The sequence below is a fragment of the Puia sp. genome (genome assembly GCF_036500295.1).
Classification (GTDB): domain Bacteria; phylum Bacteroidota; class Bacteroidia; order Chitinophagales; family Chitinophagaceae; genus Puia.
The window spans coordinates 1-26,325 of the sequence record NZ_DASYCH010000132.1 but is presented as its reverse complement, the minus strand read 5'-3'; the positions used below and the strand labels follow the sequence as shown (position 1 = coordinate 26,325).

22 protein-coding genes are annotated in these 26,325 nt (G+C 57.2%); 16 read left to right on the top strand and 6 right to left on the bottom strand.

Features of this window, described 5'->3' with window-relative positions; genetic code table 11:
• Positions 1-53 precede the first annotated feature (53 nt).
• From VGM48_RS24085 to VGM48_RS24075, 3 genes are read left to right on the top strand one after another with little or no spacing between them, the layout of a single operon-like run.
• The gene (locus VGM48_RS24085) at positions 54-698 is read left to right on the top strand and encodes a DUF2306 domain-containing protein (RefSeq protein WP_331583385.1); all 645 of its coding nucleotides are present in this window, start codon (positions 54-56) and stop codon (positions 696-698) included.
• Positions 698-1,720, top strand: a complete 1,023-nt coding sequence (locus VGM48_RS24080; protein WP_331583383.1) for a sensor histidine kinase — start codon at positions 698-700, stop codon at positions 1,718-1,720. The genes VGM48_RS24085 and VGM48_RS24080 overlap by 1 nt, the downstream gene beginning before the upstream one ends.
• Positions 1,717-2,424 carry a LytTR family DNA-binding domain-containing protein gene (locus VGM48_RS24075; RefSeq protein WP_331583381.1) on the top strand — a complete coding sequence of 236 codons (708 nt, stop codon included), beginning with the start codon at positions 1,717-1,719 and terminating at the stop codon, positions 2,422-2,424. Before VGM48_RS24080 ends, VGM48_RS24075 begins: the two co-directional genes overlap by 4 nt.
• A 7-nt stretch (positions 2,425-2,431) precedes the next feature.
• Here VGM48_RS24075 and VGM48_RS24070 read toward each other — a convergent pair whose 3' ends face one another.
• The 4 genes from VGM48_RS24070 to VGM48_RS24055 form a co-directional block, all read right to left on the bottom strand.
• Entirely contained in the window at positions 2,432-4,546 is a 2,115-nt protein-coding gene (locus VGM48_RS24070) for a PAS domain-containing hybrid sensor histidine kinase/response regulator (protein ID WP_331583379.1), read from the bottom strand.
• Positions 4,547-4,600: 54 nt separating this feature from the next.
• Positions 4,601-5,893, bottom strand: coding sequence for a hypothetical protein (locus VGM48_RS24065; RefSeq protein WP_331583377.1), 1,293 nt, complete (start codon positions 5,891-5,893; stop codon positions 4,601-4,603).
• 5 nt (positions 5,894-5,898) lie between these two features.
• The gene (locus tag VGM48_RS24060) at positions 5,899-9,069 is read right to left on the bottom strand and encodes a TonB-dependent receptor (RefSeq protein ID WP_331583375.1); all 3,171 of its coding nucleotides are present in this window, start codon (positions 9,067-9,069) and stop codon (positions 5,899-5,901) included.
• Between the two features lie 183 nt (positions 9,070-9,252).
• On the bottom strand, positions 9,253-10,353 hold the full coding sequence (locus VGM48_RS24055) for a hypothetical protein (RefSeq protein ID WP_331583373.1): 1,101 nt from the start codon (positions 10,351-10,353) through the stop codon (positions 9,253-9,255).
• Between the two features lie 87 nt (positions 10,354-10,440).
• Here VGM48_RS24055 and VGM48_RS24050 point away from each other — a divergent pair, with 87 nt between their 5' ends.
• The 11 genes from VGM48_RS24050 (at position 10,441) to VGM48_RS24000 (ending at position 21,530) form a co-directional block, all read left to right on the top strand.
• Positions 10,441-11,430: a hypothetical protein gene (locus tag VGM48_RS24050; RefSeq protein WP_331583371.1), complete on the top strand. Its 990-nt coding sequence runs from the start codon at positions 10,441-10,443 to the stop codon at positions 11,428-11,430.
• 66 nt (positions 11,431-11,496) lie between these two features.
• Entirely contained in the window at positions 11,497-12,402 is a 906-nt protein-coding gene (locus tag VGM48_RS24045; RefSeq protein ID WP_331583369.1) for a hypothetical protein, read from the top strand.
• 21 nt (positions 12,403-12,423) lie between these two features.
• Positions 12,424-13,839: an ATP-binding protein gene (locus tag VGM48_RS24040; protein WP_331583367.1), complete on the top strand. Its 1,416-nt coding sequence runs from the start codon at positions 12,424-12,426 to the stop codon at positions 13,837-13,839.
• A 27-nt stretch (positions 13,840-13,866) separates the two neighbouring features.
• Positions 13,867-15,531 carry an FAD-dependent oxidoreductase gene (locus tag VGM48_RS24035; RefSeq protein WP_331583365.1) on the top strand — a complete coding sequence of 555 codons (1,665 nt, stop codon included), beginning with the start codon at positions 13,867-13,869 and terminating at the stop codon, positions 15,529-15,531.
• 10 nt (positions 15,532-15,541) lie between these two features.
• Positions 15,542-15,820 (top strand): UBP-type zinc finger domain-containing protein, encoded by a 279-nt coding sequence (locus VGM48_RS24030; RefSeq protein WP_331583363.1) that lies wholly within the window; start codon positions 15,542-15,544, stop codon positions 15,818-15,820.
• 31 nt (positions 15,821-15,851) lie between these two features.
• Positions 15,852-17,120: a dihydroorotase gene (locus VGM48_RS24025; protein ID WP_331583361.1), complete on the top strand. Its 1,269-nt coding sequence runs from the start codon at positions 15,852-15,854 to the stop codon at positions 17,118-17,120.
• Position 17,121: 1 nt separating this feature from the next.
• Positions 17,122-17,661, top strand: coding sequence for a DUF4199 domain-containing protein (locus VGM48_RS24020; RefSeq protein WP_331583359.1), 540 nt, complete (start codon positions 17,122-17,124; stop codon positions 17,659-17,661).
• Positions 17,662-17,667: 6 nt separating this feature from the next.
• Positions 17,668-18,621, top strand: a complete 954-nt coding sequence (locus VGM48_RS24015; protein WP_331583357.1) for a glycosyltransferase family 2 protein — start codon at positions 17,668-17,670, stop codon at positions 18,619-18,621.
• Positions 18,618-19,847 carry a glycosyltransferase gene (locus VGM48_RS24010; RefSeq protein WP_331583355.1) on the top strand — a complete coding sequence of 410 codons (1,230 nt, stop codon included), beginning with the start codon at positions 18,618-18,620 and terminating at the stop codon, positions 19,845-19,847. Before VGM48_RS24015 ends, VGM48_RS24010 begins: the two co-directional genes overlap by 4 nt.
• Positions 19,848-19,861: 14 nt before the next feature.
• The gene (locus VGM48_RS24005) at positions 19,862-20,413 is read left to right on the top strand and encodes an HAD-IIIA family hydrolase (protein ID WP_331583353.1); all 552 of its coding nucleotides are present in this window, start codon (positions 19,862-19,864) and stop codon (positions 20,411-20,413) included.
• Positions 20,414-20,486: 73 nt separating this feature from the next.
• Positions 20,487-21,530: a hypothetical protein gene (locus VGM48_RS24000; RefSeq protein WP_331583352.1), complete on the top strand. Its 1,044-nt coding sequence runs from the start codon at positions 20,487-20,489 to the stop codon at positions 21,528-21,530.
• Positions 21,531-21,545: 15 nt separating this feature from the next.
• On the opposite strand, the gene VGM48_RS23995 is transcribed toward VGM48_RS24000, so the two are convergent.
• Entirely contained in the window at positions 21,546-22,181 is a 636-nt protein-coding gene (locus VGM48_RS23995; RefSeq protein ID WP_331583350.1) for a PH domain-containing protein, read from the bottom strand.
• 17 nt (positions 22,182-22,198) lie between these two features.
• A complete protein-coding gene (lepA, locus tag VGM48_RS23990; RefSeq protein WP_331583348.1) occupies positions 22,199-23,989 on the bottom strand; it encodes a translation elongation factor 4 in 1,791 nt (596 codons plus the stop codon).
• Between the two features lie 40 nt (positions 23,990-24,029).
• Between lepA and VGM48_RS23985 the strand changes: the two genes are divergently transcribed.
• Entirely contained in the window at positions 24,030-24,512 is a 483-nt protein-coding gene (locus tag VGM48_RS23985) for a hypothetical protein (protein ID WP_331583346.1), read from the top strand.
• On the top strand, positions 24,505-26,325 hold a 1,821-nt coding region (locus VGM48_RS23980), incomplete at its 3' end, for a hypothetical protein (protein WP_331583344.1). The genes VGM48_RS23985 and VGM48_RS23980, both read left to right, overlap by 8 nt.

Sequence of the window (26,325 nt, the reverse complement as noted above, 5' to 3'; positions counted from 1 at the left end):
ATTCCCGGAAGATACAAATCGATAGTTTTGACAGCATAAACCGCATTTGATACATGAAAAAGACGACTTCCGGGTTGCGAACGCTGAGCTTCGTGCTGGCCTTTATCGGGATCGCCCTGGTCGTCCGGCGGATACTGGCGCTAAACGGCTTGCTCACCGGCTTCGGCCCGCCGGGGGACCGGTCCATGGATGACGACTTTGCCCCGCATGCCGTGATCACCCTGATCCATATCCTGCCCGGCGCGGGGTTCATGATCCTGGGTCCCTTGCAGTTCCTCCCCCGGATCCGGCAACGGTACCCGCGCTTTCACCGCCGCAGCGGCCGGATCTTTTTGCTTTGCGGGGCCGTGATCGGCGTCACCGCCGGGATCATGCCCTTTGTCCTGACGCCGATCGGCGGGGTCAACGAGACCGTCGGTGTCCTGCTGTTCGCGGCATATTTCCTGATCGCCCTGGGCAAGGCCTTTGGGCATATCCTCCATCACCGCGTGGCCCTTCACCGGGAGTGGATGATCCGCGCCTTTTCCGTGGGACTGGCCGTCGTCACCGTCCGGCCCATCGTCGCGCTGTTCTTTATCTTCTCCCGGCTCTCCCCCCACGTCTTCTTCGGCACGGCGTTCTGGCTCGGCTTCAGCCTGCATGCCATCGCCGCCGAGGTCTGGATCAACTATACCCGTAAATCCTTAGCTTTAGCGTAATGCGAATTTCCATCAACAAAAGGCTGTTCATCCATGTCCTCGTCTGGGTCCTGCTGACGGTGCTGCCCTTTATCTTCTTCTCCAACCCCGCCAATCACTACAGCATCGGGGCGATCCCCGGCGCCCTCGTCCTCATCATGGGAGCGATCCATATCGCGATATTCTATACCCAGTCTCAATTTCTATATCCCCGGTTCTTCAACAAGCGGTACTGGTGGCTGTACATCCTCACCGGGCTGGCACTGATCGGCGCATCGCTCCTGTTGAAGTTCCATATCACCATGACCTGGTTTCCCGAAGCGCTGAAAAAAAAGCACGAGACCTACGGACTCATCGTCGCCGGCTCGGTCGACATGTTCGGTATCAGCCTGGTCTATTGCCGGATAAGGCACAACATCCGGCAGTCCCGCCGGCAGAAGGAACTGGAGGCCCAGCAACTGGCCACGGAACTGAAGTTCCTGCGCAACCAGATCAGCCCGCATTTCCTGTTCAACGTGCTCACCAATCTCGTCTCCCTGGCCCGGAAGAAGTCCGATCAGCTGGAGTCCTCGCTGATCATGCTGTCCGAACTGATGCGCTATATGCTCTACGACACCCAGGGCAAAAAAATGCCGCTGGCCACCGAGATCCAATATCTGAATAGCTATATCCAACTGCAACGACTGCGCTTCGGCTCGGACGTCCTCGTGGATAGCCAGATAGCAACCGGCCCGGAAGTCGAACGGTCCAACATCGAGCCCATGCTGCTGATCCCCTTCGTGGAGAACGCCTTCAAGCATGGCGTGGCAACCACCGGACAACCGCAGATCCTTATCCGGCTTTGGGTCAAAGAAGGCTCGATGCATTTCGAAGTGAGCAACACCTTCGAAGAAGGAATGACGGCAGGAAAGGAAGAACACTCCGGGCTGGGACTCAACAATGTCCGCACCCGCCTGGACCTGCTCTATCCAAAAGAACACACGCTGACCATCCGGAAAGAAGCCAACTGGTTCCATATTGTTCTTAAATTGCAACTGATATGATGCGCTGCATGGTCATTGATGACGAACAACTCGTACGCGAACTCCTGGAAGATAATATCCGGCAGATCCCCTTTCTCCAATGGGTACGCAGCTGCCGCAATGCGCTGGAAGCAACCGAGGCCTTACAGGAGAACCCCGTAGACCTCCTCTTCCTCGACATCCAGATGCCACGGGTCAACGGGCTGCAGCTCCTGCAAACCCTCTCCGATCCCCCGCTGGTGATCCTCGTCTCCGCATATGAGCAATATGCACTCGAAGGATTCGATCTGCGCGTCGTGGACTACCTGCTAAAACCCTTCTCCTTCGAACGCTTTCTAAAGGCCTGCAACCGCGCCCGGGAGCAGTTCCGCTTCCGGCAAAGCGACCGGCTGGCCGCCGCCCCCGCGGCCCCGGTAGAGGATTTTTTCGTCAACGTGGAATACGCACTGGTGAAGATCACCGCGGCCGATATCCTGTATGTGGAAGGGGTAAAGGATTATATCAAGATCTACCTGAGCAGCTCGGCCCGGCCGGTGCTGACCCGCATGACCCTCAAGGCGCTGGAAGAAAAGCTGACGCCTCCAGCCTTTGTCCGAACGCATAAATCCTATCTGGTATCCGTAAAAAAGATCACCACCGTCAAGCGAGACCTCGTCTGCATCGGGGAAAAAGAGATCCCCATCAGCGTTTCCTACAAAGCAAATATCACCCGGCTGCTGAAGTAAACGGTTCTCACCCCGCCGCCGCATAGGGCGCGAGCAACGCCGTTATCCGTTTGTACAACTCCGCAAACTCAAAGGGCTTGGTCATATAATCATTCATCCCCGATTCAAAACAACGCAGCTGTTCCCCCACAAGCGCAGTGGCCGTCATCGCGATAATCGGCGTCGGCAGGTGCAGCTCCTGCCGGATACAGCGGGTGGCTGCATAGCCATCCATCACCGGCATCTGAAGGTCCATGATGATCAGATCATACACCCCGCCCTTTTTCAGGAAGCCGATCGCCTCCTCCCCATTGTTCGCCAGCTGCACATCTCCCCCACCCTTTCTCAGCACATGATCGACCAGCTGCTGGTTCACCTCGTTGTCTTCGGCCACGAGGAATCGCTTGCCCTCCAGACAATGGCTGTAGTCCGCAAGCACGGCCGCGACGGGCGCGGCTACCGAAAGGCTGTTATAGTCGTAGGAAAGCCGGAATTGAAAAGTGGCGCCTTCGTTTTCCTTGCTGAAAACCGTGATCTCGCCGCCCTGCAAATGCAAAAGCTGCTGACAGATGGCCAGACCCAGCCCCGTGCCGCCATAACGCCGGGAGACATCAAGCCCCGCCTGCGAGAAATGGTCGAACAGGGTCGGCAGGCTGGCCGAGGGAATACCAATACCCGTGTCGGCGACGGTGAACAGGAGATTGACCTGGTCGGCGGTGCGTTCCTGCGCCGTCACCTCGATCCGGATCCAGCCCTGCTCGGTGAACTTGATAGCATTGCCGATGAGGTTGACAAGCACCTGGTTCAGCCGGTAGGGGTCTCCCTTCAGCGTCTCGGGAATGGCCGGGTCCATCACAAGCTGCAGGTCCAGCCCCTTCTTCGCGATCCGGTGGGCGAACATGGCCTTGGCATTTTCCAGCACGTCCTTCAGCCGGAACTCGATCTTTTCGATCGCCAGCTTCCCGGCCTTTATCTTCGAGAAGTCCAGCACATCGTTGACGACGACCAGCAGGTTGTTGACGCTGCGTTTGATGACCTTGGCGAATTCCCTTTGCTGATCGCTTAGTTTGGTGTCGAGCAGCAGATCGGTCATGCCCTGGATTCCGTTCATCGGGGTGCGGATCTCATGGCTCATATTGGCGAGGAACAGCTCCTGCATGCCCCGGGCAGCCTGCGCCTCACGCGTGGCGGCGATAAGTTGCTGCTGGTATTGCACCCGCTCCGTGATATCGGTGGCGATGCCGCCGATGCCGATGAGCCGGCCGTTGGCATCCCGGAGCGGAAATTTGATGGACAATAAATTCACGGTTCCACCCGTGACGGGGACCGCCTCTTCTATCTCGAGCGACTTACCCGTTCGCATGACCTGTTCATCCAAAAATTTGTAATGGGCGGCTTCCTCCGGCGTGGAGATATCTTCATCGGTCCGGCCGACGGCGTCGGCCCCCTGAACATTCAGGATCTCTTCGAACCGGCGGTTGACCATCACATACCGGCCCGCCGTATCCTTGATATACATCAGCGAGGTGGTATTGTCGAGGATGGATTCCAGCCAGGCCTGGTTCTCTTTCAGCTGCCGCTCGGCCCGCTTCCGCAACACGATATCCCTGTTGAGGCGCATCAGGATGATGACGATGAACAGAAAGGCCAGCAGGCTGACGCTGATGAACAACAGGGTGCTTTTCCGTTCCGTCTGCCGGCTGATGCTGCGCCGCTCGGTGATCTCGTCTTGCTGCCGCTGCGCGATGCCGTTGATCAACCCACGCACCCTTCCCAACAGCAACGTGTCAGCGCCGGTGCCCAGACCGCGGATCGCCGTCTCGAGACTGTCGACGGAGGCCGGCATGCCGGGGATGGCGACGCTGTGGACCCTGATCCTGTCCAGGCTCTTCTGGATATCCTGGTGAAAGGCGTCGCTCAGCGGGGGACGGGAGAGGGATTCCCAGGTGGAGAAGCGGGTTCTGATCTTGGCCATATGATCCAGCACCGCATAGCTATGACCCATGGAATCGGCCGTCTCTTCGAGATTCCGTTTGTTGAAATAGATAAGCCATCCAATAAAACAAAGTGAAAAAAAGGAAAATAGCAGCAGCCAGGCGATCTTACGCTGTAGTGCGATCCTTGCGGGGAAGGCGATTCTCATGATGTGCGATTACTTGAAATTAAGGGCCGCACCTATAACGAAAAAACAGGGGACTTATTTTCCTTTTGCCGCATACGGACCAAACACCTGCTTAACCTTTTGCGCGGCGTCATCGTCTTCGAGAATGATGACATAATATTGCTTACCCCCGGGTAGTACACGGACGACAATATGCCCCTGGCGGCTTCGATACGCCTGCGCAACCAGCGGACCGATGACGAGCTCGTTCGCTTCCATCATATTCGTTGCAAACAGATCGCGCGCACCGGGATACAGCAATTGCGAGGTAGCCCGGATAAGCACCTCGTGCCCGGGGTGGTCTGCCGTCCATACCTGTTCGATCCATATGCGCGGTTTCAACCTGCGGATAAAATTCTCATTCAGCGCATCACGGTTGCCGTGATGGTCCATCGTCGCGATATCCACCTCCCCCACCGCCTTGGCGATCTCCGTTTCCACATCGCGCCAGGGCGCATCGCCCAGAAATACGTTCCCGGGATTATCTCCGCCGGTATAGTAGCTGAAGGGACCGTAATGAATAACGATGGCATTGCTCAGCGTATTCTCATCCGGCCAGGTCTTCCGGTTGGCGGTATCGATCGGCGGGAAATGTTGTGTCACCGTGCTGTCGGCGCCCGTCCAGATCCAGCCGTTGGATTTTATATTCTGCACATAACAGCCGGGCCAGGCCGCCGCATGATGCACAAGCCTTATCTGCTCGCGGCTGCCGGCTTTCAGGTACTCCACCCGCATGCCCCTTGCTTGCCGGTCGGCGACAAAAGCCAGGTAGTTGTTCCAGGTGCGGGCAAAGGCATCGGTGGCGGGACGCTGCCGGAGCAGCCTTGCCGGGTCCACCGGGTAATGCCAGTCGCGGGTGAGCAAGACATGGATGGGGAGGACATCGCCTACCCCGGTGATGCCCGTCAGCGCGAATTTTCCGTCCGCGGAAAGCGGCGCTCCCGGATACCAGCTGCCGAAATGATCGTCATGAAAATGGCTGATGACGGCATAGTCGATCCCATTCTTCGCCTGGTCCGGTGCGACCCCGCGGATATAGGCGGCGATCCATTCATAAGGCTTACGCGTAGAATCGGGCCGCTCGGGCGTGTTCCGGCGGGACGTCGTCCGTGGATCGGTCGGATCCAGTTCACCCGCATCGAAGACCATCGTCGTCCCATCGGGCAGGATATAAAAGGCGGCATTGCCACGGCCGGTGTTGATATGATGCAGGTCGAGATACCCTTCCCGCCAGGCCGGCAACGGCTGGCCTACAGTCGCCGCCGGGTCTTGTGCAGCGGCTCCGGCGGCGGCTGCAAAGGCAAGTAATAGTAAAGCAAGTATCCTCATAAGTCTTAGAATGAATAGCGGGCACCGAACTGCACGGAATAGTAGCTGGCCGTTTTCTGCGCCGTACCGGCATTCTGGTTCACGCTATAGGTAAACGAATGGGTCGCCTGATCAAAACCGGTAACATTGTACAGGTTCGTATTGATGATCTGGGTATAACCACCCCATTTATAATTCAACAAATTTAAGACATTGAAGATATCCGCGCGGAAGGTAAGTTTATGCGTTCCGCCCAACTTGAGGTCATAAGCCGCGCTGAGGTTCCACTGGGTGCGCCAGGGCATAAGTCCGCCGTTGTAGGGGGCAAACTTGCCATAGTTGTTCATCAGGTACTGGCGGAATTGCGGGCTCGTCTTTCCCAGCAGGCTCTTGATGCCGTTGGAGATGTCCTTCGGCGTAGCCGGATCGTCGGGGTTGAAGACATAGGCCAGGTTGGTCCCGTCATTGGTCTCGCCGATGATGTCTTTATTGACATAGGCCGAGAAGCGGTTGGCCTGGTAAGCCTGGAAGGAGGTGCTGACGCTGAAGCCGTAGAAGGTCGGGCTGAGGAAGAGAGCCACCAGCTTGTTGGGCTGATCACCATCGCTGTACCAGTTCTTCCCGTAAGAGGGGTAATCCCAGTAGGTGGATCCTACACTGAAGTTCGCATTGCGGGGGTCGCCGTTGTCATAAGGCGGCGTGCCCGTGGCCTTGCCCTTGGCATAGCTGAGACTGAACTGACCGTCACGGCCGATCTGCGCGGCAGCCTCGATCATCGCGCCGAAGTATTTCGAAGCCCACCTGGTGTTGGTGAAGTACCGCACCTGGTTGAAGTCCGCGGCAATGCGCGAGTTGGCCAGGATGGGCAGATAGCTCGTCGAAGTGGTGTTGCTGAGCGTGCTGGCAGGCACATAGACCGCGCGCCCTTCGTTGGTGACGAAGTCGGGGGTGCGTTTCAGGTTGATGTCGTAGAGATAGAAGTTATCCCAGGTGTTATCGAAGTAGACGTTGGCGCCGACCCGCAACCAGTTGGTGAAGTAGTGATAGTAGCTGACGCTGGTCTTGAAGGTAAGCGGGTTCTTGAGATGCTTGTCAAGCAACAGCACCGTGGCCGGCTGCTTGGTGGTAAGCGAGTTGTAGTAAGCAACACCGGGCACCTGGCTGAAGTCTTTTTGATAGACCGCCCATTGGGCCGGGGGCACATTGTTATTTTGGATATTGATCTGGCGGAAGTCGACGCCGTTGTCGATATGCGCAAAGGTGATCGGCTGGGTCGTCAGCTCGGAAGCAAAGAGGCCGGCGCCCACCTTGACGACGTCGCGGCCATCGCCATGGACATCCCAGATGAGGTTGGCGCGGGGCTGGATGTTCTTGGCGTCAAACGGCACGACATGGGTGTTCACGCCCAGTTCCTGTTGCAACAACGGGTTGTAGGTCGGTGCGCCGCCGATGATCTGGCCGTCCCAACGCAGCCCGACGGTAAGGTTCAGGTTGGGGCGGAGGTTGGTTTCCATCTGCGCAAAGAAGCCCAGTTCGATAAGCGGGACGCTGATCTTGGGGTTGCTGCCGTCGAGGGCGATCTTGCGGTTGAATCGATAGGGGTTGTTGTTCTGCAGGTCCTGGATGCTGGCATAATAGAACTGGCCCTGCTGATCGTGTGAAAGCCGGTCCGTAATATGGTTGATGTTGTTGTCCGTGCCGAATACCCAGTTGATATTACCCGTCTTGTAACGGAAGTAGTCGATCACCTGGATCACGTCGGAAGCATCGCGCTCCGGCACCCAGTTCTGATCGCCGAAGGCAAGGGTGATATTGCCCGTGGAGCCGTCCTGGAAGGTCGAGTTGACATTGACAAAGCCTTCCGGAACATGGTTATCGAGGAAGGTGAGGAACTTCCGGTAAGTGCTGAACTGGACCTTCAGCTCGTTGGTCGCGCGGGAGTTGAATTCCGTCCGCAGGCCGAGCATCGCTGAGTTATCGATCTCGATACCCGTATACTGCGTGGAGAGCAGACCCGATCCCTTGAGTTTGTTGGGGTCGACGAAGTGGAGGTAGTTGTATTTGAAGGTCAGCAGGTTCTTCTTGTTGATATTCCAGTCCAGTTTCGCAAAGGCGTTCTGCGTGCGTTGCTGGATGCTGATGGTCCCGTTATACTGGCGGGTGCTCGGGAACCCGTAGGTGGGGCTCTCCAGGATATTGACAATCTGGTTGAGATTGGCCTGGGTGATCCCGAGGTTTTTCTCCGCCTGGGCCACGGTCGGCCCGGAAAAATTGAAATCGTAGGCGCGGAAGGGAATGGTGTTGTTATACTGATCGTACGCGACGATGAAGTGCAGTTTGTCCTTAATGATGGGTCCGCTAAGCAGACCGCCGTACTGGCCGATCTTATAGTTGTTGATGAGGTGGTTGCCGTTGACATCCTTGTTCGCCGCGAGCGAGTTGGCGCCATAATAACCCCAGGCCGATCCGGAGAGCGTGTTGGTCCCCGACTTGGTAATCGCCTTCACAACCCCGCCGCTGCCCCGGCCGTTGGTCACGTCATAGCCATTGGTGGAGACCTCGAATTCCCGGATCAGCTCCGAAGAGATCGAGAACTGCGCATCCGAGATGCCGGAGAAGTGCGCGCGGCGGTTGCTGACACCGTCCAGCATATAACCCGTTCCGCTTTGCTTCGCACCCGCCAGCGACTGACCGTTCGCAAGCGGCGAAAGCGCCACCAGGTCGGTGTAGTTGCGCGTGGTCAGCGGGATCTTCTGGATCGCGCGACCCGAGACGGCCGTGCCGGTACCAAGGCGGTCCACGCTATTATTAAAGCTGTTGGAGTGAACGGTCACTTCTTCCAGCGTCCTGGCGTTCCTGCTGAGGGTGATCTTATGCAGGACAAGCCGGTCGCCGAGGTTCAGGACGTTATCCTTCAGCACCGTGGACTGGGTGCCGACGGCGGAGATCTCGATATTATACGTCCCTACCGGAAGATCGCGGAGCGAGAAATACCCTTTCTTGTCGGACACCGTCGTCGTGGAGAAGCCGGTAGCCGTATTGCGAACCGCAACAGTGGCCGCGTCGATAGCCTTGCCGCTCTCGTCATAAACGAAGCCGCTGATGGCCGAGCCGCTCGATTGGGCAAAGAGCGAACCGGATAAAGAAAGGAGGAGAACGAGGGTCAGCAGTCTTGTCACCAGGATGATCTTTTTCATGTAGTTAGTTTTTCCCCGGCAAAAGTATCGCATCGAAAATGACGCATTGCGCGCTCCCCTGAAGTTAACAGTAACGTAAGAAAAAGATCACAAAAAGAAAACAAACCCGGGCAGGGCTAGGGATAACCCTTATGGCGCTGCGGCGCTAAAAGCGGTAACGCACCCCCAAACGCGGCAGTGATGCTAAAACCGATAGCGCACCCCCGCCGTGATGGGCAGGGCAAAGAGTTTATTGCTGAAGTACTGCCCTTCAAAAGACCCGCCAAGCCCCCACCGGCAGTTGAAGAAATACGCGACGCCCATTTTCAGCCCCGCGGTGAACCCGCTTTTGGCCGTGCCCCTGGCAACCCATCCAAAACCCGCGGAGAGCGAGGTGTTGGCCTGCCAGCCCAGCGGTCCGCCGATGGTCGCCTTACCGAAGAGTTGCAGCGGGATCATCGGCTTCGCCGGATACACCTCATTCCAGGTGTGGGGAACCGCGCCGGAAAGATCGTCCTGGTACGCGAGGGTGCGATACGCCGCCAAGAGCCCGGCCTGGAGCCAATGATTGAAGATCCGCGAGACCGATACTTCCACCGTGGGCCGGGCGCCGTCGGTGCGGCTGTGCTGCGTGACATTGTCAAAGCGGGGAACAGAATTGAACGATGCTCCGCCATCAACCGTGACCTCCCATTTCTTATGACAAACGATGCGCCCGCTGTCCGCGATCCGAATGTACACGGTATCTTTCTTATAAACCGTGTCTTTCCTGCCGGCGCTGTCTTGCTTGTATACCGTATCGGCCGCGGGCTTTTCGGCGATCGGGCAAGGGATATTGGCCCCATCGATAAAGAAAGCATTGCCGCAGGTGTGCAGGATATGAATATACCTTCCGTGGGGCCCGGTGATCTTCCACGCCGCAATGCCGTCATCCCCCTCCCCCGCCGGGTTCAGCTTCACATAAATATAATTACTCTCTTTGTTGAAGAAACCCAGACGACCGATGGTGCCGGGGTTGATGAAGACGTTTTCGATCTGGTCCGCGCGAACATCTTTATACCCTTTTGCAAAACCAATGTCCCGCAGCAGTCGGTTGAACACCGCAAATTCCGTTTTGTACCGGCTTCGGCTTTCCGGGTCTTTCACGGCCTTCAGAAAAAGGGCGCGGGTCGTGATCCCTTTTTCAAATTGCAGAAAAGGAAATTGCGGATGATTGCCGAGTCTTTCGGTGAAGAGGCGGGGACGTTGGGAAAAAAGCGGACCGCAACAGAGAACGGTCAGGATCACGGATAAGAAGAAACGCATTAGCGTTCAAAACGATTAATTAACATCTTTCTTATATCATTTAAAAAATAATATATTATTTGAGTCGTTTACTACAAAAAAACGTTTATGCTCACGCCAAAGATCCAGTCCCTGTTGATTGCCACCTCCCTTGCTGTCCTGCTATTCGCCTGTAAGAAAAGCACCACCGAAACCGGCAGCACTCCCTCCGATGCCGATCTGCAAACGCAATCCGACGACGAGAGCCGCGTCTCCAACGAAACGGATGCAGCCTTCGACGATGTCAATACCGTCATGACCAGCCAGGCCACGATCACCGGCAGCGAAAACACGCCCATCCGCTATGGAGTGATTACGACAGGCGCCAATCAGGATACCGTCAACAGCCTGATCTGTGACGCCGTCGTCACCGTCGATACCGTCGACAATCCCCGGACACTTACCATCACGTATAACGGCTCAAATTGTCAGTTGACCCGGTCCCGTACCGGCACCATCGTGGTCTCTATTGCAAAGGGCGTGAAATGGACCAATGCCGGCGCGGTGGTGACCGTGAAGTTCAACAACCTCAAGATCACCCGCGCCTTCGATAGCAAGAGCATCACGCTCAACGGCACCCACACCTACACCGATGTCAGCGGCGGCAGCCTGCTCAGCCTGATAGCCAACAACAGTGCGCCGATCGTTCATACCATCACCAGCACCGATATGTCCATCACGTTTGACAACGGTACCCAGCGGACCTGGAACCTGGCCCGTCAACGGAGTTACTCCTATGACAAGGGCATCGTGATGACGACGACCGGTACGCACGCCGATGGATCGACGACGGGGATCTCCGAATGGGGCCTCAACCGTTTCGGCAACGCCTTCACCGTTCAGATAAAAACCGGGCTTACCATCGCCCAAAGCTGCTCCTGGCGGTTGACCGCCGGTGAAGCCGCCCTCATCAATGCACAGGGCACCACCGATATCCGGTTCGGACTGGATGCCTCCGGTCAGGCGACCGGCTGTCCCCTCGGCGCCGCCGCCTACTACTTCCAGCTGTCCTGGACCGGCAAGTCCGGCAAGACCTACACGATAACCATGCCTTATTAACGTTCTTTTCAGAATATCCCGCAAACGGCCCCAACGGGGCCGTTTTATTTTTACGTATTTTTGAGGATGAAAAGTCTTGCATTGGTGATCCTGATGGCGGGTTTACTACTCGCCTGTTCGAATAAGACCGCCCCTTTCAACAACACCCCAAACTTCATAGCCTCCCTGCAGATCCAGGCCAATGACGGCATCCGCGTCTCTACCGAACTGGACGCCGCTTTCAATGACGTGGACAGCATCCTCGCCGACGCAAAATCCGTCTGCGGCAGCACGCTCAGCCTCTTCGTCGACTCCGTCGATTCGATCCTGGCCTCCACCATCACCTACAACGGCAACACCTGCAACGCCCTGTACAGCCGCGCCGGGACGATCTCGATCCTGAGCAGACAGGGCAGCTCCTGGACCACTCCCGGCGACTCGGTGACGGTAAACTTCGCCAACTACCTCGTGACCCGGCTCGCCGACACCAAACGGTTCAGGCTCAACGGAACTTTCATCTACCGCAATGTCAGCGGCGGCACCCTCGCCGGCCTGACCACCGGTGGCACAAGCCCCGTCGTCCATACCATCGCGGGGGTCAACGTCAACATCACCTATGACGACAGCACCCTCTCCCGCTGGCAGTTCGGCCGGCAACGCAGCTACACAAACAGCAGCGGACTGGTCATCTCCACCATCGGGCTGGACTCGGCAGGCACCATCGGCCAGGTCGCCGACTGGGGCGGGAACAGATTTGGCAACAGCGTAGTGCTCGTACCCGTCACCCCCCTGACGATCAGCCAAAGCTGCGGCTGGCAGCTCACCGGCGGGCAGGCCACAATGACCAACCCTGCCGGTACCACAACCCTTATCTTTGGGTTGGATTCCACGGGGAAAGCGACAGGCTGCCCGGTCAACGGGAACCACTATTACTATAATCTTTCGTGGACCGGGGAGTCGGAAAATCCGTATTCTGCGATCCTTTCGTATTGATCATTAAATCAGATTGCCGGTATGGAGACCATTACACAAGCGATAACAACGGATTGGTTACATTCGATAGAAGCGCTGGCGGAGGTGCCGGTCGACCAGCTGCAATGGCTGATCGACAACTGCCAGTGCCGTACAGTGCCGGAAGGCGAGTATCTCTTTCGCATCGGGGACCCGATCATGGGAGCCTATATCGTCGTCACGGGAAGGATCAAACTCTTCTATCTCCAGAAACAGGAGATCATCGAGGTGAGCCTCTTCGGGCCAAAAGATATCAGCGGGGCCCTGCCCTTCTCCCGCGCCATCAAGGTCAACGTCAACGCCAAAGTCCTGCAGGAGGCCACCTTCATGATCCTGCCGGTGGAGAAGTTTCGCGAACTCGTCGCCAGGAACTACGAGCTGACAGGAGCCTTTGTCCACATCATGACCAACCGGGTCCGCAGCTTCACCTCCCTGCAGCAGCAGAGCGAGAAGATGATGGCCCTCGGCAAACTCTCGGCAGGTCTCGCGCACGAACTCAATAACCCCGCGGCAGCCATCGTCCGCGGTTCCGAGTCCCTGGTCCAGCACCTCCAGCTCGAACCCGAACTCTTCAAAGACGTGATCAACGTCCGCATGGAGGCAAAGGACGTCGACTTCCTCACCGGCAAGCTCTTCGAGATCCTGCAGCGAAAGGAAAAGCCCCGGCTTACCCTCGTGCAGCGTACCGGACTGGAGGACGAGTTGCGCGACTGGCTGGATGAGAACAAGGTCGAAAATTCCGATGAGGTCGCCGAGAATTTCCTGGAATACGCCTTTACCTGCGATGACATGGAGGCCTTTCATGCTCATATTCCCGACGAATATCTTTCCCCCGTGCTCAACTGGATAAACACCAACCTGGTCACCGAACGCATGGTGCAGGATATCCAGGAGGCCTCCAAACGCATCTTCCATCTGATCCAGTCGGTAAAGAATTTTACGCATATGGATCAGGGAAAGGGAAAAGAACGGATCGATATCCACACGGGAATCGACAGCACCCTGACGATGATGCAGTATAAGCTGAGAAAAGCGAACATCGAAGTGGTTCAGGAATTCGACCCCAAACTTCCGGGCGTGATGGCCCTCGTGGGAGAACTGAACCAGGTGTGGACAAATCTCATCGACAACGCCGTCGACGCGATGGAGATCAACGGCCGCGGACGGCTGACCATCCGGACCCAACTGGATCATACCTACGCAAGAGTCTCCATCATCGATAACGGCCCCGGCATCCCCGAAGAGATCCGGTCGAGCATCTTCGATCCCTTCTTTACGACAAAAGATATCGGCAAGGGCACGGGGCTCGGGCTCGATGTGGTGCAACGCATCGTCGCCGGCCAGCATCATGGAACGGTAAAATGTACAAGCGTTCCGGGCCACACGGAATTTATTGTCTGCCTGCCGGTCGCCGGATAGTTCTTAACTTTGATCGATCAAACAACCATGGCACTACCTATTATCTTCACCATAGACGACGATCCACAGGTCCTCCGGGCCCTCGCGCGTGACCTGCGGACGCATTTTCGCACCACTTATCGCATCCTCAGCACCACCATCGTCCACGAGGCGATGGAGAGCCTCCTCGACCTCAAGAATAAAGGCGAGAATGTCGCCCTGATCATTTCCGATCAGCGGATGCCGGAGATGGAAGGCGTGGATTTCCTGCAAAAGGCCCGCGAATTCTTCCCCGACGCCAAACGGGTACTGCTCACCGCCTATTCCGACACCGATGCGGCGATAAAGGCGATCAACAACGTCCAGCTGGACTACTACCTGATGAAACCCTGGGATCCCCCCGAAGAAAAGCTCTTTCCCGTCATTAGCGAACTGCTGGACGACTGGCAGGACACCTATCGTCCCGTCTTCAAAGGGATCAAAGTCATCGGCTATCAGTTCTCGCCAAAATCCCACGAGATAAAAGAGTTCCTCTCCGGCAACCTCGTCCCCTATCAATGGCAGGACGTGGAGCTGAACCCGGGCGCAAACGATCTGCTCAAACTGAACAACATCCAGCTGAAGGACCTGCCCGCCCTCTTCCTCGAGGACGGCAGCTGTATGTGCTCGCCGGGGATCCCCGAGATCGCCCAAAAGATCGGGCTCACCCCGGGTATAAAGAATATCGTCTATGATGTGGTGATCATCGGCGCCGGTCCCGCAGGACTGGCAGCTTCGGTCTATGGCGCATCGGAAGGACTGAAGACCCTGCTCGTCGAACGGCGTTCGCCCGGTGGCCAGGCAGGCACCAGTTCAAGGATAGAAAATTATCTCGGCTTCCCCAACGGCCTTAGCGGCTCGGAACTGACACGCCGGGCCATCACCCAGGCGACAAGACTGGGCGCCGAAGTGCTGTTGCCGCACGTCGTGCGGGAGATCTGCCAGAAGGATGGATATAAAAAGGTGATGCTCGAAACCGGCGAAGAGATAAATACCCACGCCATCGTCATCACTACCGGTGTGGACTATCGCAAGTTGGATACCAAGGGCGTCCCTGACTTTACGGGCGCCGGAATCTATTATGGCGCCGCGATGACGGAAGCTGCCGCTTTCCGCGACTGCGAGGTCTTCGTGGTCGGCGGGGGCAACTCCGCGGGCCAGGCGGCGATGCACCTGTCCAAGTTCGCCGCCAACGTCAACATCGTCATCCGCAGGGACGATCTCTCCAGCACGATGTCCGCCTATCTCATCGACCAGATCGCCAAACGCGAGAACATCCACCTCCTCACGCGCAGGGAGATCGCCGAGGCAAAGGGGGCTTCCGGCCGGCTCGAAGAGCTGACGATCCTGCAATGCGATACAGGCCAGACCACGACGCAGAAGGCCAACGCGCTGTTTATCTTCATCGGCGCCAAGCCCTTCACCGACTGGATCGGCCTCGATATCATCAAGGACGAAAAGGGCTTTGTCGAGACCGGGCGCGACCTCAAGACCTACGATCAGTTTAAAAAGGTCTGGAAGCAAGACCGCGATCCCTTCCTGCTCGAGACCAGCTGCCCCGGCATCTTTGCCGCGGGCGATGTCCGGGCAGGCGCGATGAACCGGGTGGCCTCCGCCGTCGGGGAAGGGTCGATGGCCATCAGCTTCGTACACAAATATCTCGCGGAAGTATAAACTTTACAATATGGCGGCTGAAGAAGAAGGTTGCTCCCACATAAAGGAAATAACGGAGCTAAAACTGGCAAAGGAATTCGTTTGCGAAGAATGTATCAAGATCGGCAGCGACTGGGTCCACCTGCGCACCTGCCAGACCTGCGGGATCACGCTCTGTTGTGACGATTCCCGGCACAAACACATGACCAAACACTTTCATCGGTCGAATCATCCCGTGATCATCTCCTCCGAGCCGGGCGAGAAATGGATGTGGTGCTACTCCGACAAATTGTTTGTCGAATATTCCTGAAGAAGCGGTAATTTCGCGCAATTCTGTGATAATGAAGATTCTCATTGAAAAAGCGTCGATCGTCGACCGCCATTCCCCGTACAACGGAAAAGTATGCGATATCCTCGTGGAAAACGGCCGGATCAGGGCCATCGCCCCGGATCTCGCCGTAACCGCGGATCAGACCGTCCGCCATCCGGGCCTGCATGTCTCCCCGGGCTGGGTGGATATCTTCTCCCATTTCGGCGATCCGGGTTATGAACACAAGGAAACCCTCGCCACAGGCGCAGCCGCCGCGGCAGCAGGGGGCTTCACCGACGTCTTTGTCCTCCCCAACACCCGGCCGGTAGTCGACTCCAAGTCCCAGGTGGAATATATCCGCCGCGCAGCCTCTTCCCTCCCCGTAAGGATATGGCCCATCGGCGCCATGACGAAGGGCGTCGAAGGAAAAGACCTCGCCGAGATGTACGACATGCGGCAAAGCGGCGCCATCGCCTTTAGCGACGGGACCCATCCCATACAAGCCGCCGGACTGCTCCTCAAAGGGCTGCAATATGTAAAAGCATTCGACGGGGTCATCATCCAGATCCCCGATGACCGGACCGTAGGTGCCAACGGCCTCATCAACGAAGGCATCATCTCCACCCGGCTGGGACTGCCCGGCAAACCCATGATGGCCGAAGAGCTGATGGTTGCCCGGGATATCAAGCTGGCGCGCTATACCGAAAGCCGCCTCCATTTCACGGGTGTCACCTCCCCGCGAAGCCTGGAATATATCCGCCGCGCAAAGGAAGCGGGCCTCGCCGTCAGCTGTTCCGTCACCCCCTACCACCTCTTCTTTACCGACTCCGATCTCACCGAATACGATACCAACCTGAAGGTCTTTCCACCGCTTCGAGACGGGATCACCGTAGAGGCGCTGCGCAAAGCCGTACTCGAAGGCGTGGTCGACGCCATCGCCACCCATCACCAGCCGCATGAGTTCGACAGCAAGATCGTGGAATTCGAATATGCCAAACCGGGAATGAGCGGCCTCGAAACGGCCTATGCCGCCCTGCGGACCTCCCTGCCGGGGTTGACACCGGACCACACGGTTGAACTGCTCAGCAGCGGCCCCCGCGCCATCTTCGGCCTCGACCAACCCACTATCGTGGAAGGCAAAGAAGCCGCGCTTAGCTTCTTCGATCCCGCCGGAACGACCCTCCTCACCAAAAGCCTCTCCAAATCGAAGAATAACCCATTTTTGGGGAAGACCCTGCAGGGAAAGGTGCTGGGCATGCTCAACGGAACCCAACTACACCTAAATCAACCCGGGCAATAAGATGACGGCTAAGAAAAAGATCCCCGTAGTCGTCCTCTATGGAAGCATGGCCTCCATCGGCATGATCGGAGTGACGATAATGACTTATCTTGAGGGTCCCCTCGCCTTCATCGGCGGCCCGGCCTATTCGATGTATGTGTTTCCCATCGTATTTTCCATCGTGGCCGCGCTGGCCGAAAAAAAGCGCAGGGGTGGTTTGCTGGGTTTCCGCCAGGCATTGAAGGCTTGTTTTGGGGTGATCGTGCTGTCCCTGACCGTACAGACCATCTTTACCCTCATCCTGGTAAAATGGATCGATCCCCACTTCGGCCGCACACTTCCCGGCATCGTGATGGCAAAGATGGAGGCGACCTACCGGCGCTTCGGCGTACCCGAAGATGAGATCGCCAAATCGCTGGCAGACCAAAAAAACACGAATCCCTTCGACCCGGGGCCCATGCTCTGGGGCCTGGCATTAAAATTTGTTGCTGGATTTCCCATCGCGGCACTGTTCGCAGCCGTCATCGGCCAGCGACTGATGAACCGCGACCAAAAAGGATAACCTTGCATGGAACTATCAATCGTCATACCGGTATACAACGAGGATGAGTCCCTCCCCGAGCTCTGCAGCTGGATCGACCGGGTCATGAAGGAGAACCGCTTCTCCTATGAAGTGATCCTCGTCGACGACGGCAGCACCGATCGCAGCTGGGAAGTGATCAATCAGCTGCGGGCAGCCAATCCCCATATCAAGGGGATCAAATTCCAGCGCAACTACGGCAAGTCCGCGGCCCTCAACGAAGGCTTCAAAGCCGCGCATGGCGAGGTCGTCATCACGATGGACGCCGATATGCAGGACAGCCCCGACGAGATCCCCGAACTGCGCCGGATGATCCTCGACGACCGCTATGACATGGTCAGCGGCTGGAAAAAAAAGCGGCACGACCCCGTTTCAAAGACCCTGCCCTCCAAATTCTTCAACTGGACGACGTCCAAGGTGAGTAAGATCCCCTTGCATGATTTCAACTGCGGACTGAAAGCCTATCGCAACAAAGTGATAAAAAGCATCGAGGTCTATGGCGAGATGCACCGCTATATCCCCGTCATCGCCAAATGGTCCGGGTTCCGCAAGATCGGGGAGAAAGTGGTGGAACACCGGGCAAGAAAATACGGCTATACCAAGTTCGGCGGCCTGGGCCGGGGGCTGAAAGGCTTGCTCGACCTGGCTTCGATCACCTTTGTAGGCAAGTACGGCAAACGGCCGATGCATTTCTTCGGCCCCCTTGGCGTTCTCTGCGGCCTGATCGGCTTCGGCGAAGCCCTCTCGCTGATCATCCAGAAGCTGGACCACCCATCCACGTTCACCCTGACCAACAAACCCTCTTTCTTTATCGCGCTGACCTGTATGGTGCTGGGATCGCAGCTGTTCCTGACGGGTTTCGTCGCGGAACTCATCTCCCGCAATTCACCCGGCCGGAACTCCTACCTCATCGAACAAAAACTGGGACTCGATCCGTCATGAAAGGCCCCGTCGTCAAAGCCTCCGCCCCCGGCACTGGCTCCGTCCCCGGCGCAGCCTCTGTCCCCGGCAAGGACCCCGTCCCCGGCAGGGGCTCCGTCGTCATTATCGGCCCGGCCTACCCCCTCCGCGGCGGCCTCGCCACCTTTGACCAGCGCCTTGCCCGCGAATTCCTCGCCGAAGGCTACGACTGCCCCATCTATTCTTTCTCCCTCCAATACCCCGCGTTCCTCTTCCCCGGCACCACGCAATACAGCACCGATCCTCCCCCGGAAGGATTGACGATCCACTCCCGGATCAACTCGATGAATCCGTTCAACTGGTGGTCCGTGGGCCGCGAACTGCGACGAATGCGCCCCGATATCATCGTCGTCCGCTTCTGGCTCCCGCTGATGGGCCCGGCCCTGGGAACCATCCTGCGCCAGGTGCGCAAGAACCGGCATACAAAGGTGGTGGCGATCACGGATAATGTCATTCCACACGAGAAGCGACCGGGTGACAAACCCTTCACGCGCTATTTCCTCAAAGCCTGCAACGCCTTCATCACGATGAGCGAAAAGGTAATGCGCGATCTCCGGCTGTTCCAGCCCGTGAGACCCGCGCAGCAGGTCGCCCATCCGCTATATGATAATTTCGGCGCCCCCATAACCCGCGAAGCAGCCCGGCAGTTACTACGGGACAAAGGGGTCGCCATCGCCGATAACGACCGGGTCCTGCTCTTCTTCGGCTTCATCCGCCGGTACAAAGGACTGGATATCGTGCTGGAAGCGATGTCCGACAAACGCATCGGCGATCTGGGCATCCGGCTGCTCGTCGCCGGCGAATTCTATGAAGATGCCGCGCCCTATCACGAACTGATCGCCCGCCTGGGCATCGCCGACAGGCTGATCCTGCGCACCGATTTCATCCCCGACGGTGAAGTGCGCGACTATCTCTGTGCCGCCGATGCCGTGATCCAACCCTATCGCAACGCCACGCAAAGCGGCGTCACGCCCCTGGCCTATCATTTCGAGAAGCCGATGATCGTCTCCAACGTGGGCGGTCTGCCGGCCCTGGTGCCGCATGACAAAGTGGGACTGGTAGCCGAACCCGAGCCGGCGGCGATGGCCGACGCCATCCTCCGTTTTTTCGCGCTGGGAGAAAGCTATTTCCTCCCCGCCCTCCGCTCCGAGAAGGAGAAATATTCCTGGAGCCGCCTGGTGGAAACCATCTTACACCTCAGCAAATGAACCCCTGATAAAGCATGATCCCATTCGAACATATCGACGCTTCCTGGACCCTTTTTCTCGATCGCGACGGGGTCATCAACGTAGAGAAAGAAGACAGCTATATCTTCCATTACGGCGAATTCGTCTTTTATGAGGGCGTGACGGAAGCCCTGCGGCATTGCGCCGCCGTCTTTGGCCATATCGTCGTGGTGACCAACCAGCGCGGCGTAGGCAAAGGGATGATGACCGCGGCCGATCTCCGGGATATCCACGAAAAGATGACGGCGGCGATAGAGTTGGCCGGTGGCCGCATCTCGCGCATTTACTACGCCGACTCGCTGGACAACGCCCACCCCCTGCGGAAACCGCAGCCCGGGATGGCCCTCGCAGCCCAACAGGATCTCCCGGGGATCGACCTGACCCGCAGCGTGATGGTCGGCAACAATCTCAGCGATATGGAATTTGGCCGCAATGCCGGGATGTATACCGTTTTTCTGTCCACCACCAACCCCGACCAGCCCCTTCCCCACCCTTCCATCGATCTGGCATTCAACTCACTGGCCGATTTTGCAAAACATTTGCACTAGGCATGAAATTTTCACGCGGATTTACCGTTTGGCCAGAGCGGAAGCGTCTTTTCATCAGTAATTTTGCCCTCATATGCGAATAACCCGGCTCACCTATAACACTCTTGCGTCCCTGGTGATGTGCTGCATTGTCGGCCCCCTGGTGATGTGCTGTTTGGTCGGCGTGGCCCTGCCTGCCGCGGCACAGCCCCTGTCCGGCGCGGCGGAAAAAGAGTTTGTGCATCGGGAAGACAGCCTGAAAAAATATGCCTTTGATATCGTCAACGCAGAACACCCCTCGGAACGGCTTCGCGCCGACAGCCAGTTTATACGATCCCTGGTCCGCAGCCTGAAACTGCCGAATTCCTTTTACTATCCCTTCGATTCGCTGGCAACCATCTCCCGGCTCTATGCCCCCGATAGCACCTTCCGCATCTTTACCTGGCAGTATAAGAAAGACGAATACATGTATCTGCAGGAAGGCGCCATCCAGATGAGGACCGCCGATGGTTCGCTAAAACTTTACCCGCTGTTCGATGCGTCGATGTTTACTGAGCGGCCGATGGACTCGGTGAGAAACCGCAAAAACTGGATCGGCGCCATCTACTATCGCATCGTCGAGAAGAAATGGCAGGGCCACAACTATTATACACTGCTGGGTTTTGACGACTTCAGCCAGTTGAGCAACAAGAAATGGATGGAAGTGCTCACCTTCGCTCCCGACGGCGAACCCCGGTTCGGCGGACCGTTCTTCTCTTTTCTCGAAGACTCGGTGCGCAGACCGACTCAATACCGGTTTAACATCGAATACAAAAAAGAAGCAGGCACCCGGTTCAACTACGACCCCGACATGGATATGGTGGTATACGATCACCTCGTCCCCGAAGGCGACCAGCCGAAGAAAAAGGATACCTATGTCCCCGACGGCGACTTCGAAGCCTTTCAGTGGAAGGACGGCAAATGGATGCATGTGCAAAGACAGCTCTTCAACTTCAAGCTGAAGGATGGGCAGTTCCCGCAGGAAGCCAAGATCCTCGACGAACAGGGGAAGGCGAATGAATTGCAGCTGCAGGAGCAGTCGCAAAAGAACAAACGCTCGGAAAAGACCGATTCAACAAAGAAGAAGCCGGATAACTAGCCCCCATTCCCCGGATCAGGGATTCAACAAGCGGTTCTTGGCCCGGAGAAATTCCTCTTCGGTTATCGCGCCTTTCATCTTCAATTCAAATAATTTCTCCAGTTCCGCAGCCACCTGGGGAGCGTTTGCCTTTGCTGTTGGACCCGTCCGCGCGTCCAGCGCCGCAGCCATCTGCGCAGCCTGATTACCATATTGCCAGGTCTGATGATCGGCCTGGGCGGTCGTGATCGTATCTTTCAGCCGCTTGGGATGCTGGACATCGAAATAGTCCGTAGCGCCGACTTCGGCGGCCGTCTGGATCTCTACATGTCCAAAGTTGAAGAGGCGGCCCATCGGCGTCTGATCGTAAGAGACATTGTTGATCTTATCCAGCGGACTCTCCTTGGCATAGTGGCTCAGCAGCCCCGTCTCGTCGATGACCCGGAAATTCGTGACCACCCAGATACTCACCTTCCAGCTGAGATATCGGAAGAAATAATACCCGAGACCCAGCACCGCCGCCAGCCAGCCCCACGCCGAATCCGCCTTGATGACGATAAGGAGCGCCACCGCGATCCCGAGCAGCGCGACGAACACGGGCATGACCAGGGTCGTCCAGCTTTTATGAGTGACCAGGAGTATCTTTTCTTCCTTCTGGAGGGGAGTTCGCATATGAGATGAGATAATTGTCAATCGTCCAGCTTCAACACGGCAAGAAAGGCTTCCTGCGGAACTTCCACATTACCGATCTGCCGCATCCGCTTCTTCCCTTCCTTCTGCTTTTCCAGCAGCTTACGCTTACGGCTGATATCCCCGCCATAACACTTGGCCGTTACATCCTTCCGCAGGGCGCTGATCGTTTCACGGGCGATGACCTTCGCGCCGATGGCGGCCTGGATCGCGATCTGAAACTGTTGACGCGGCAGCAGCTCTTTCAGCTTCTCGCAAAGCTTGCGCCCGAAGTCTGTTGCCCGGCTCCGGTGGATCAGGGCGCTGAGGGCATCCACTTTGTCGCCGTTGAGGAGAATATCCATCTTAGCGATATCGCTGTCGCGCCGGTCGATCGGATGGTAATCGAAAGAGGCATAGCCCCGGGTTTGACTCTTCAGCTTGTCGTAAAAGTCGAAGACGATCTCCGTCAGCGGCATCTCGAAGATCAGCTCCACCCGGGTGGTCGTCAGGTAGGACTGGTTCAGCAGGATGCCTCTTTTCCCCAGGCAAAGCGTCATGATATTGCCGATATAGTCCGGCTTCGTAATGATCTGCGCACGGATATAGGGTTCTTCGATGCGATCGATCCGGGTCGGATCGGGCATCTCCGAAGGATTGTTGACGATGATCACTTCCTCCCTGTTCGTATGGGCGACAAAACTTACGTTCGGCACCGTCGTAATAACCGTCTGGTTAAACTCCCGTTCCAGCCGTTCCTGGATGATCTCCATATGGAGCATGCCGAGGAATCCGCAACGAAAGCCGAAGCCAAGGGCCTGCGAAGTCTCCAGTTCATATGTAAGCGACGCGTCATTCAGCTGCAGCTTGTCCATGCAGTCGCGCAATTCTTCAAAGTCATCGGTATCCACCGGGAAGATACCCGCGAAGACCATGGGCTTCACCTCCTGGAATCCCTTGATCATCTCCTGGGTGGGGTTGGCTGTAGAGGTCAGCGTATCCCCGACCTTCACCTCTTTTGCATTCTTGATCCCGGTGATGATATAGCCCACGTCCCCCGCTTTTACTTCCGCCTTGGGGGTCAGCGTTAGTTTGAGCACACCCACTTCATCCGCCTCATAGGATTGATCGGTGGAGACGAATTTCACCTTATCGCCCTTCCTCAGCGTCCCGTTCAGGATCCGGTAATAGACGATGATCCCCCGGAAGGAGTTGAATACGCTGTCGAAGATCAGGGCCTGCAGCGGCGCCTCGGGGTCGCCCTTCGGCGCCGGGATACGTTCCACGATGGCATCGATGATCTCCGGTACGCCCAGACCCGTCTTGGCGCTGGCCAGCAGGATGTCCTCCGGCTTACAGCCGATCAGCTCGATAATCTGGTCCTTGACCTCATCGACCATCGCCCCGTCCATATCAACTTTATTGATAACGGGGATGATCTCCAGGTCATTCTCGATGGCCAGGTAGAGGTTGGAAATGGTCTGTGCCTGGATACCCTGGGTGGCATCCACCAGCAGCAGGGCGCCTTCGCAGGCGGCCAGGGCCCGGCTGACCTCATAGCTGAAGTCGACATGGCCGGGTGTATCGATCAGGTTCAGAATGTATTGTTCTCCCTTCGAAGCGTAGTTGATCTGTATCGCGTGGCTCTTGATGGTAATCCCTTTCTCCCGTTCCAGATCCATGTCATCCAGAACCTGGGCCTGCATGTCCCTGGCCGAGATGGTATTGGTCATTTCCAGCAAGCGGTCTGCCAGGGTGCTCTTTCCGTGGTCAATATGGGCAATAATGCAAAAATTCCGTATATTTTTCATTCGCTGCGAAGTTATACAAATAGGTCCATAAATTAGGGGTATGAAGACGTGGATCATCGGCTTTTTTATCCTCCAGATCGGCCTCGATTGGGCCCATTCCGTCACGGCTTTTCCTGTCGTTCATTACGGGATGTTCTCGGAGTCTTTCCCGCGGCAGGACAGCGTTACCGTGTTCAGGGTCAGCGTCGATGGCCAGTGGCTGCAACCCGCCGGCTTCTCCATCTACCGCTGGGACATGATCCAGACGCCCCTGGAAGCGGCCGAAAAACGGGCCAGTACCAATGATTTTGCTTTTGACAAGGAACGCCTCCAGGCAGGCCTGCGGACCGTGGGCCTTTCTACCCTTTTTAACACCTTGAAACCCAACCTGGACAACACCGGCGCCTTTCTGCCCTGGTATAAGAACTATCTCAGCCGCCTGCTGGGCCGGCCCGTTGCGGTGGTCCGTGTGGAAAAAGCGGTGTACCGCTGGACCGCCGGCCGGATGCAATTGATCAAATCCGAAAACTGGATCAATGGGTAGCTCCCCGGGTGGGCACTATGCCCGCGACCGGAGGGTGGTGCCGACGGTCTATTTCCTCTTCTATGTTGCCGTCTTTCTCGCGATGTTTTTCGATCATCGCCTGCTTTCACAGGTGCAGCCGGTCCTCTTCAATTTTAACCGCGACCTGACGGAACTGGCGGTTATCGCCACAGGTCTTCCAGGATGGATGATCGCGCATCCCGGGAGTTTTGCCGTGGCCGATGTCCTGGCCTTCCTTCTGCCCGTCCCCCTGCTGTTCTATTCGACGCGAAAAGGGCAATTCTCCCGCGGGCTCGGCATCCTGTTCCTTCTCTTCCTCGCGCTTTATTGGTTGCTGGCCGATATCTTCTGGCAGGTACATCATGAACCCTTTATCCTCTATGTGCTGATCCCTCTCGCGTTTATCACCAACCGGGAAGATCGCTTTTACTCCATCCTGCAGGGATGCCGCTACTATTTTCTGTATGTCTTCGTCTCCGCCGCGGTGTGGAAGATCGCCCGGGGCGCCGTCTTCAACGGCGAGGAGATGAGCCGCATCCTGCTGGTCCATCATAGCGACTGGCTCAGCGGCGATCCCACCAGCTTGATCAGCCGCGTCTATGCCTGGCTGATCGATCATCCGCTTGTCGCACAGGGACTCTATCTCGGTGGCGTGGTGTTCGAAGCGACTTTCGTACTCGGCCTGTTCACCCGCCGCTACGACCGGCTGCTGATGGTGCTGGCGATCGTTTTTGTCCTGGCCGACTGGTGGGTGATGCGCATTCCCTACTGGCCCATCCTGCTCGGCGGCATCACCCTATGGGTGGATACCCGTCCCCGCCGGCGGATGATAGTGGTCTACGAGACAACCCATCACGAGAACCTGCCCGCCCTGCTCGATCTGTGCGAGACGCGCTTCCCCCAGGTGCGCGTCTTTCTCAAGGACATCTCCTACCGGAATATCTCGGGAAGCGCCCCCCTCGCCGCCCGCTGGCCCAAAACCGAGTTTGTCGTACAGGCCGCCGGCCAATCCAACCGGAGTGTTATCAGGTCGCTCTTCCGCTTCCTGCGCCGGAACCGGTGCAGCCATCTCCATCTGAGCACCCTGGATAACAATATCTTCTTATTTGCCCTCCGGCTTTGTAGTTGCCATGGGCTGCAGGTGAGCCTCACCGTGCATGAGGTCAACGAATATTTCGCCCTCCCCTTCGCCAGCCTGCGCGACGCGACCGAGTCGGTTGCCAAGCCCCTGCTCCACCGGCGCATAAAACACTATAGCTTCTTCCTGCCCGCCATGGCCACACATTTCCGGCAGCGGATGCCCGACGCCACCGCCATGTTTATCCCCTCCCGGTTCTATGCATCGCGGCCACCGGAACAGGCATCGCGGCCGCCCGTACAGGCATCGCGGCCACCGGAACAGGCCCCCCCAATGCCCGGGCCCACCGACGCAAAACCATTCACCATCGTGATCCCCGGCTCGGTGGACGGAAACCGCCGGGATTATGAAGGCGTGATCGCCATCTTCCGGTCATGGCCTACCACGATGCCCCCGGTGGAACTCGTCATCCTTGGCGACAGCCGCAGCCCCTATGGCGCCGGCATCATAGCACAATTGCAACAACTGGCATCCGACCGGTTCCGATCCCGGCACTTCGAAGGATATATCCCCGAAACAGTTTATGAAAAAGAGATCGAAGCAGCCGATCTGCTCTGGAGCCCGCTGCGGGTGCATAAGAAAGGCAGCCGCAACAATCCCGAAGTGTATGGACAGACGACCGCAAGCGGCCTGACCGCCGATCTCCTGCTCAACAACGCCCCGGCCCTGGCTCCG

Bases quoted from the DNA above. Each gene is read 5' to 3' on its own strand.
- VGM48_RS24080 (WP_331583383.1), top strand. From the start codon at position 698: ATGCGAATTTCCATCAACAAAAGGCTGTTCATCCATGTCCTCGTCTGG.
- lepA (WP_331583348.1), bottom strand. From the start codon at position 23,989: ATGAAAAATATACGGAATTTTTGCATTATTGCCCATATTGACCACGGA.
- VGM48_RS24025 (WP_331583361.1), top strand. From the start codon at position 15,852: ATGAAGATTCTCATTGAAAAAGCGTCGATCGTCGACCGCCATTCCCCG.
- VGM48_RS24000 (WP_331583352.1), top strand. From the start codon at position 20,487: ATGCGAATAACCCGGCTCACCTATAACACTCTTGCGTCCCTGGTGATG.
- VGM48_RS24035 (WP_331583365.1), top strand. From the start codon at position 13,867: ATGGCACTACCTATTATCTTCACCATAGACGACGATCCACAGGTCCTC.
- VGM48_RS24030 (WP_331583363.1), top strand. From the start codon at position 15,542: ATGGCGGCTGAAGAAGAAGGTTGCTCCCACATAAAGGAAATAACGGAG.
- VGM48_RS24085 (WP_331583385.1), top strand. From the start codon at position 54: ATGAAAAAGACGACTTCCGGGTTGCGAACGCTGAGCTTCGTGCTGGCC.
- VGM48_RS24015 (WP_331583357.1), top strand. From the start codon at position 17,668: ATGGAACTATCAATCGTCATACCGGTATACAACGAGGATGAGTCCCTC.
- VGM48_RS24040 (WP_331583367.1), top strand. From the start codon at position 12,424: ATGGAGACCATTACACAAGCGATAACAACGGATTGGTTACATTCGATA.
- VGM48_RS24070 (WP_331583379.1), bottom strand. From the start codon at position 4,546: ATGAGAATCGCCTTCCCCGCAAGGATCGCACTACAGCGTAAGATCGCC.
- VGM48_RS24005 (WP_331583353.1), top strand. From the start codon at position 19,862: ATGATCCCATTCGAACATATCGACGCTTCCTGGACCCTTTTTCTCGAT.
- VGM48_RS24020 (WP_331583359.1), top strand. From the start codon at position 17,122: ATGACGGCTAAGAAAAAGATCCCCGTAGTCGTCCTCTATGGAAGCATG.
- VGM48_RS24045 (WP_331583369.1), top strand. From the start codon at position 11,497: ATGAAAAGTCTTGCATTGGTGATCCTGATGGCGGGTTTACTACTCGCC.
- VGM48_RS24055 (WP_331583373.1), bottom strand. From the start codon at position 10,353: ATGCGTTTCTTCTTATCCGTGATCCTGACCGTTCTCTGTTGCGGTCCG.
- VGM48_RS23995 (WP_331583350.1), bottom strand. From the start codon at position 22,181: ATGCGAACTCCCCTCCAGAAGGAAGAAAAGATACTCCTGGTCACTCAT.
- VGM48_RS24065 (WP_331583377.1), bottom strand. From the start codon at position 5,893: ATGAGGATACTTGCTTTACTATTACTTGCCTTTGCAGCCGCCGCCGGA.
- VGM48_RS24050 (WP_331583371.1), top strand. From the start codon at position 10,441: ATGCTCACGCCAAAGATCCAGTCCCTGTTGATTGCCACCTCCCTTGCT.
- VGM48_RS23985 (WP_331583346.1), top strand. From the start codon at position 24,030: ATGAAGACGTGGATCATCGGCTTTTTTATCCTCCAGATCGGCCTCGAT.
- VGM48_RS24060 (WP_331583375.1), bottom strand. From the start codon at position 9,069: ATGAAAAAGATCATCCTGGTGACAAGACTGCTGACCCTCGTTCTCCTC.
- VGM48_RS24010 (WP_331583355.1), top strand. From the start codon at position 18,618: ATGAAAGGCCCCGTCGTCAAAGCCTCCGCCCCCGGCACTGGCTCCGTC.
- VGM48_RS24075 (WP_331583381.1), top strand. From the start codon at position 1,717: ATGATGCGCTGCATGGTCATTGATGACGAACAACTCGTACGCGAACTC.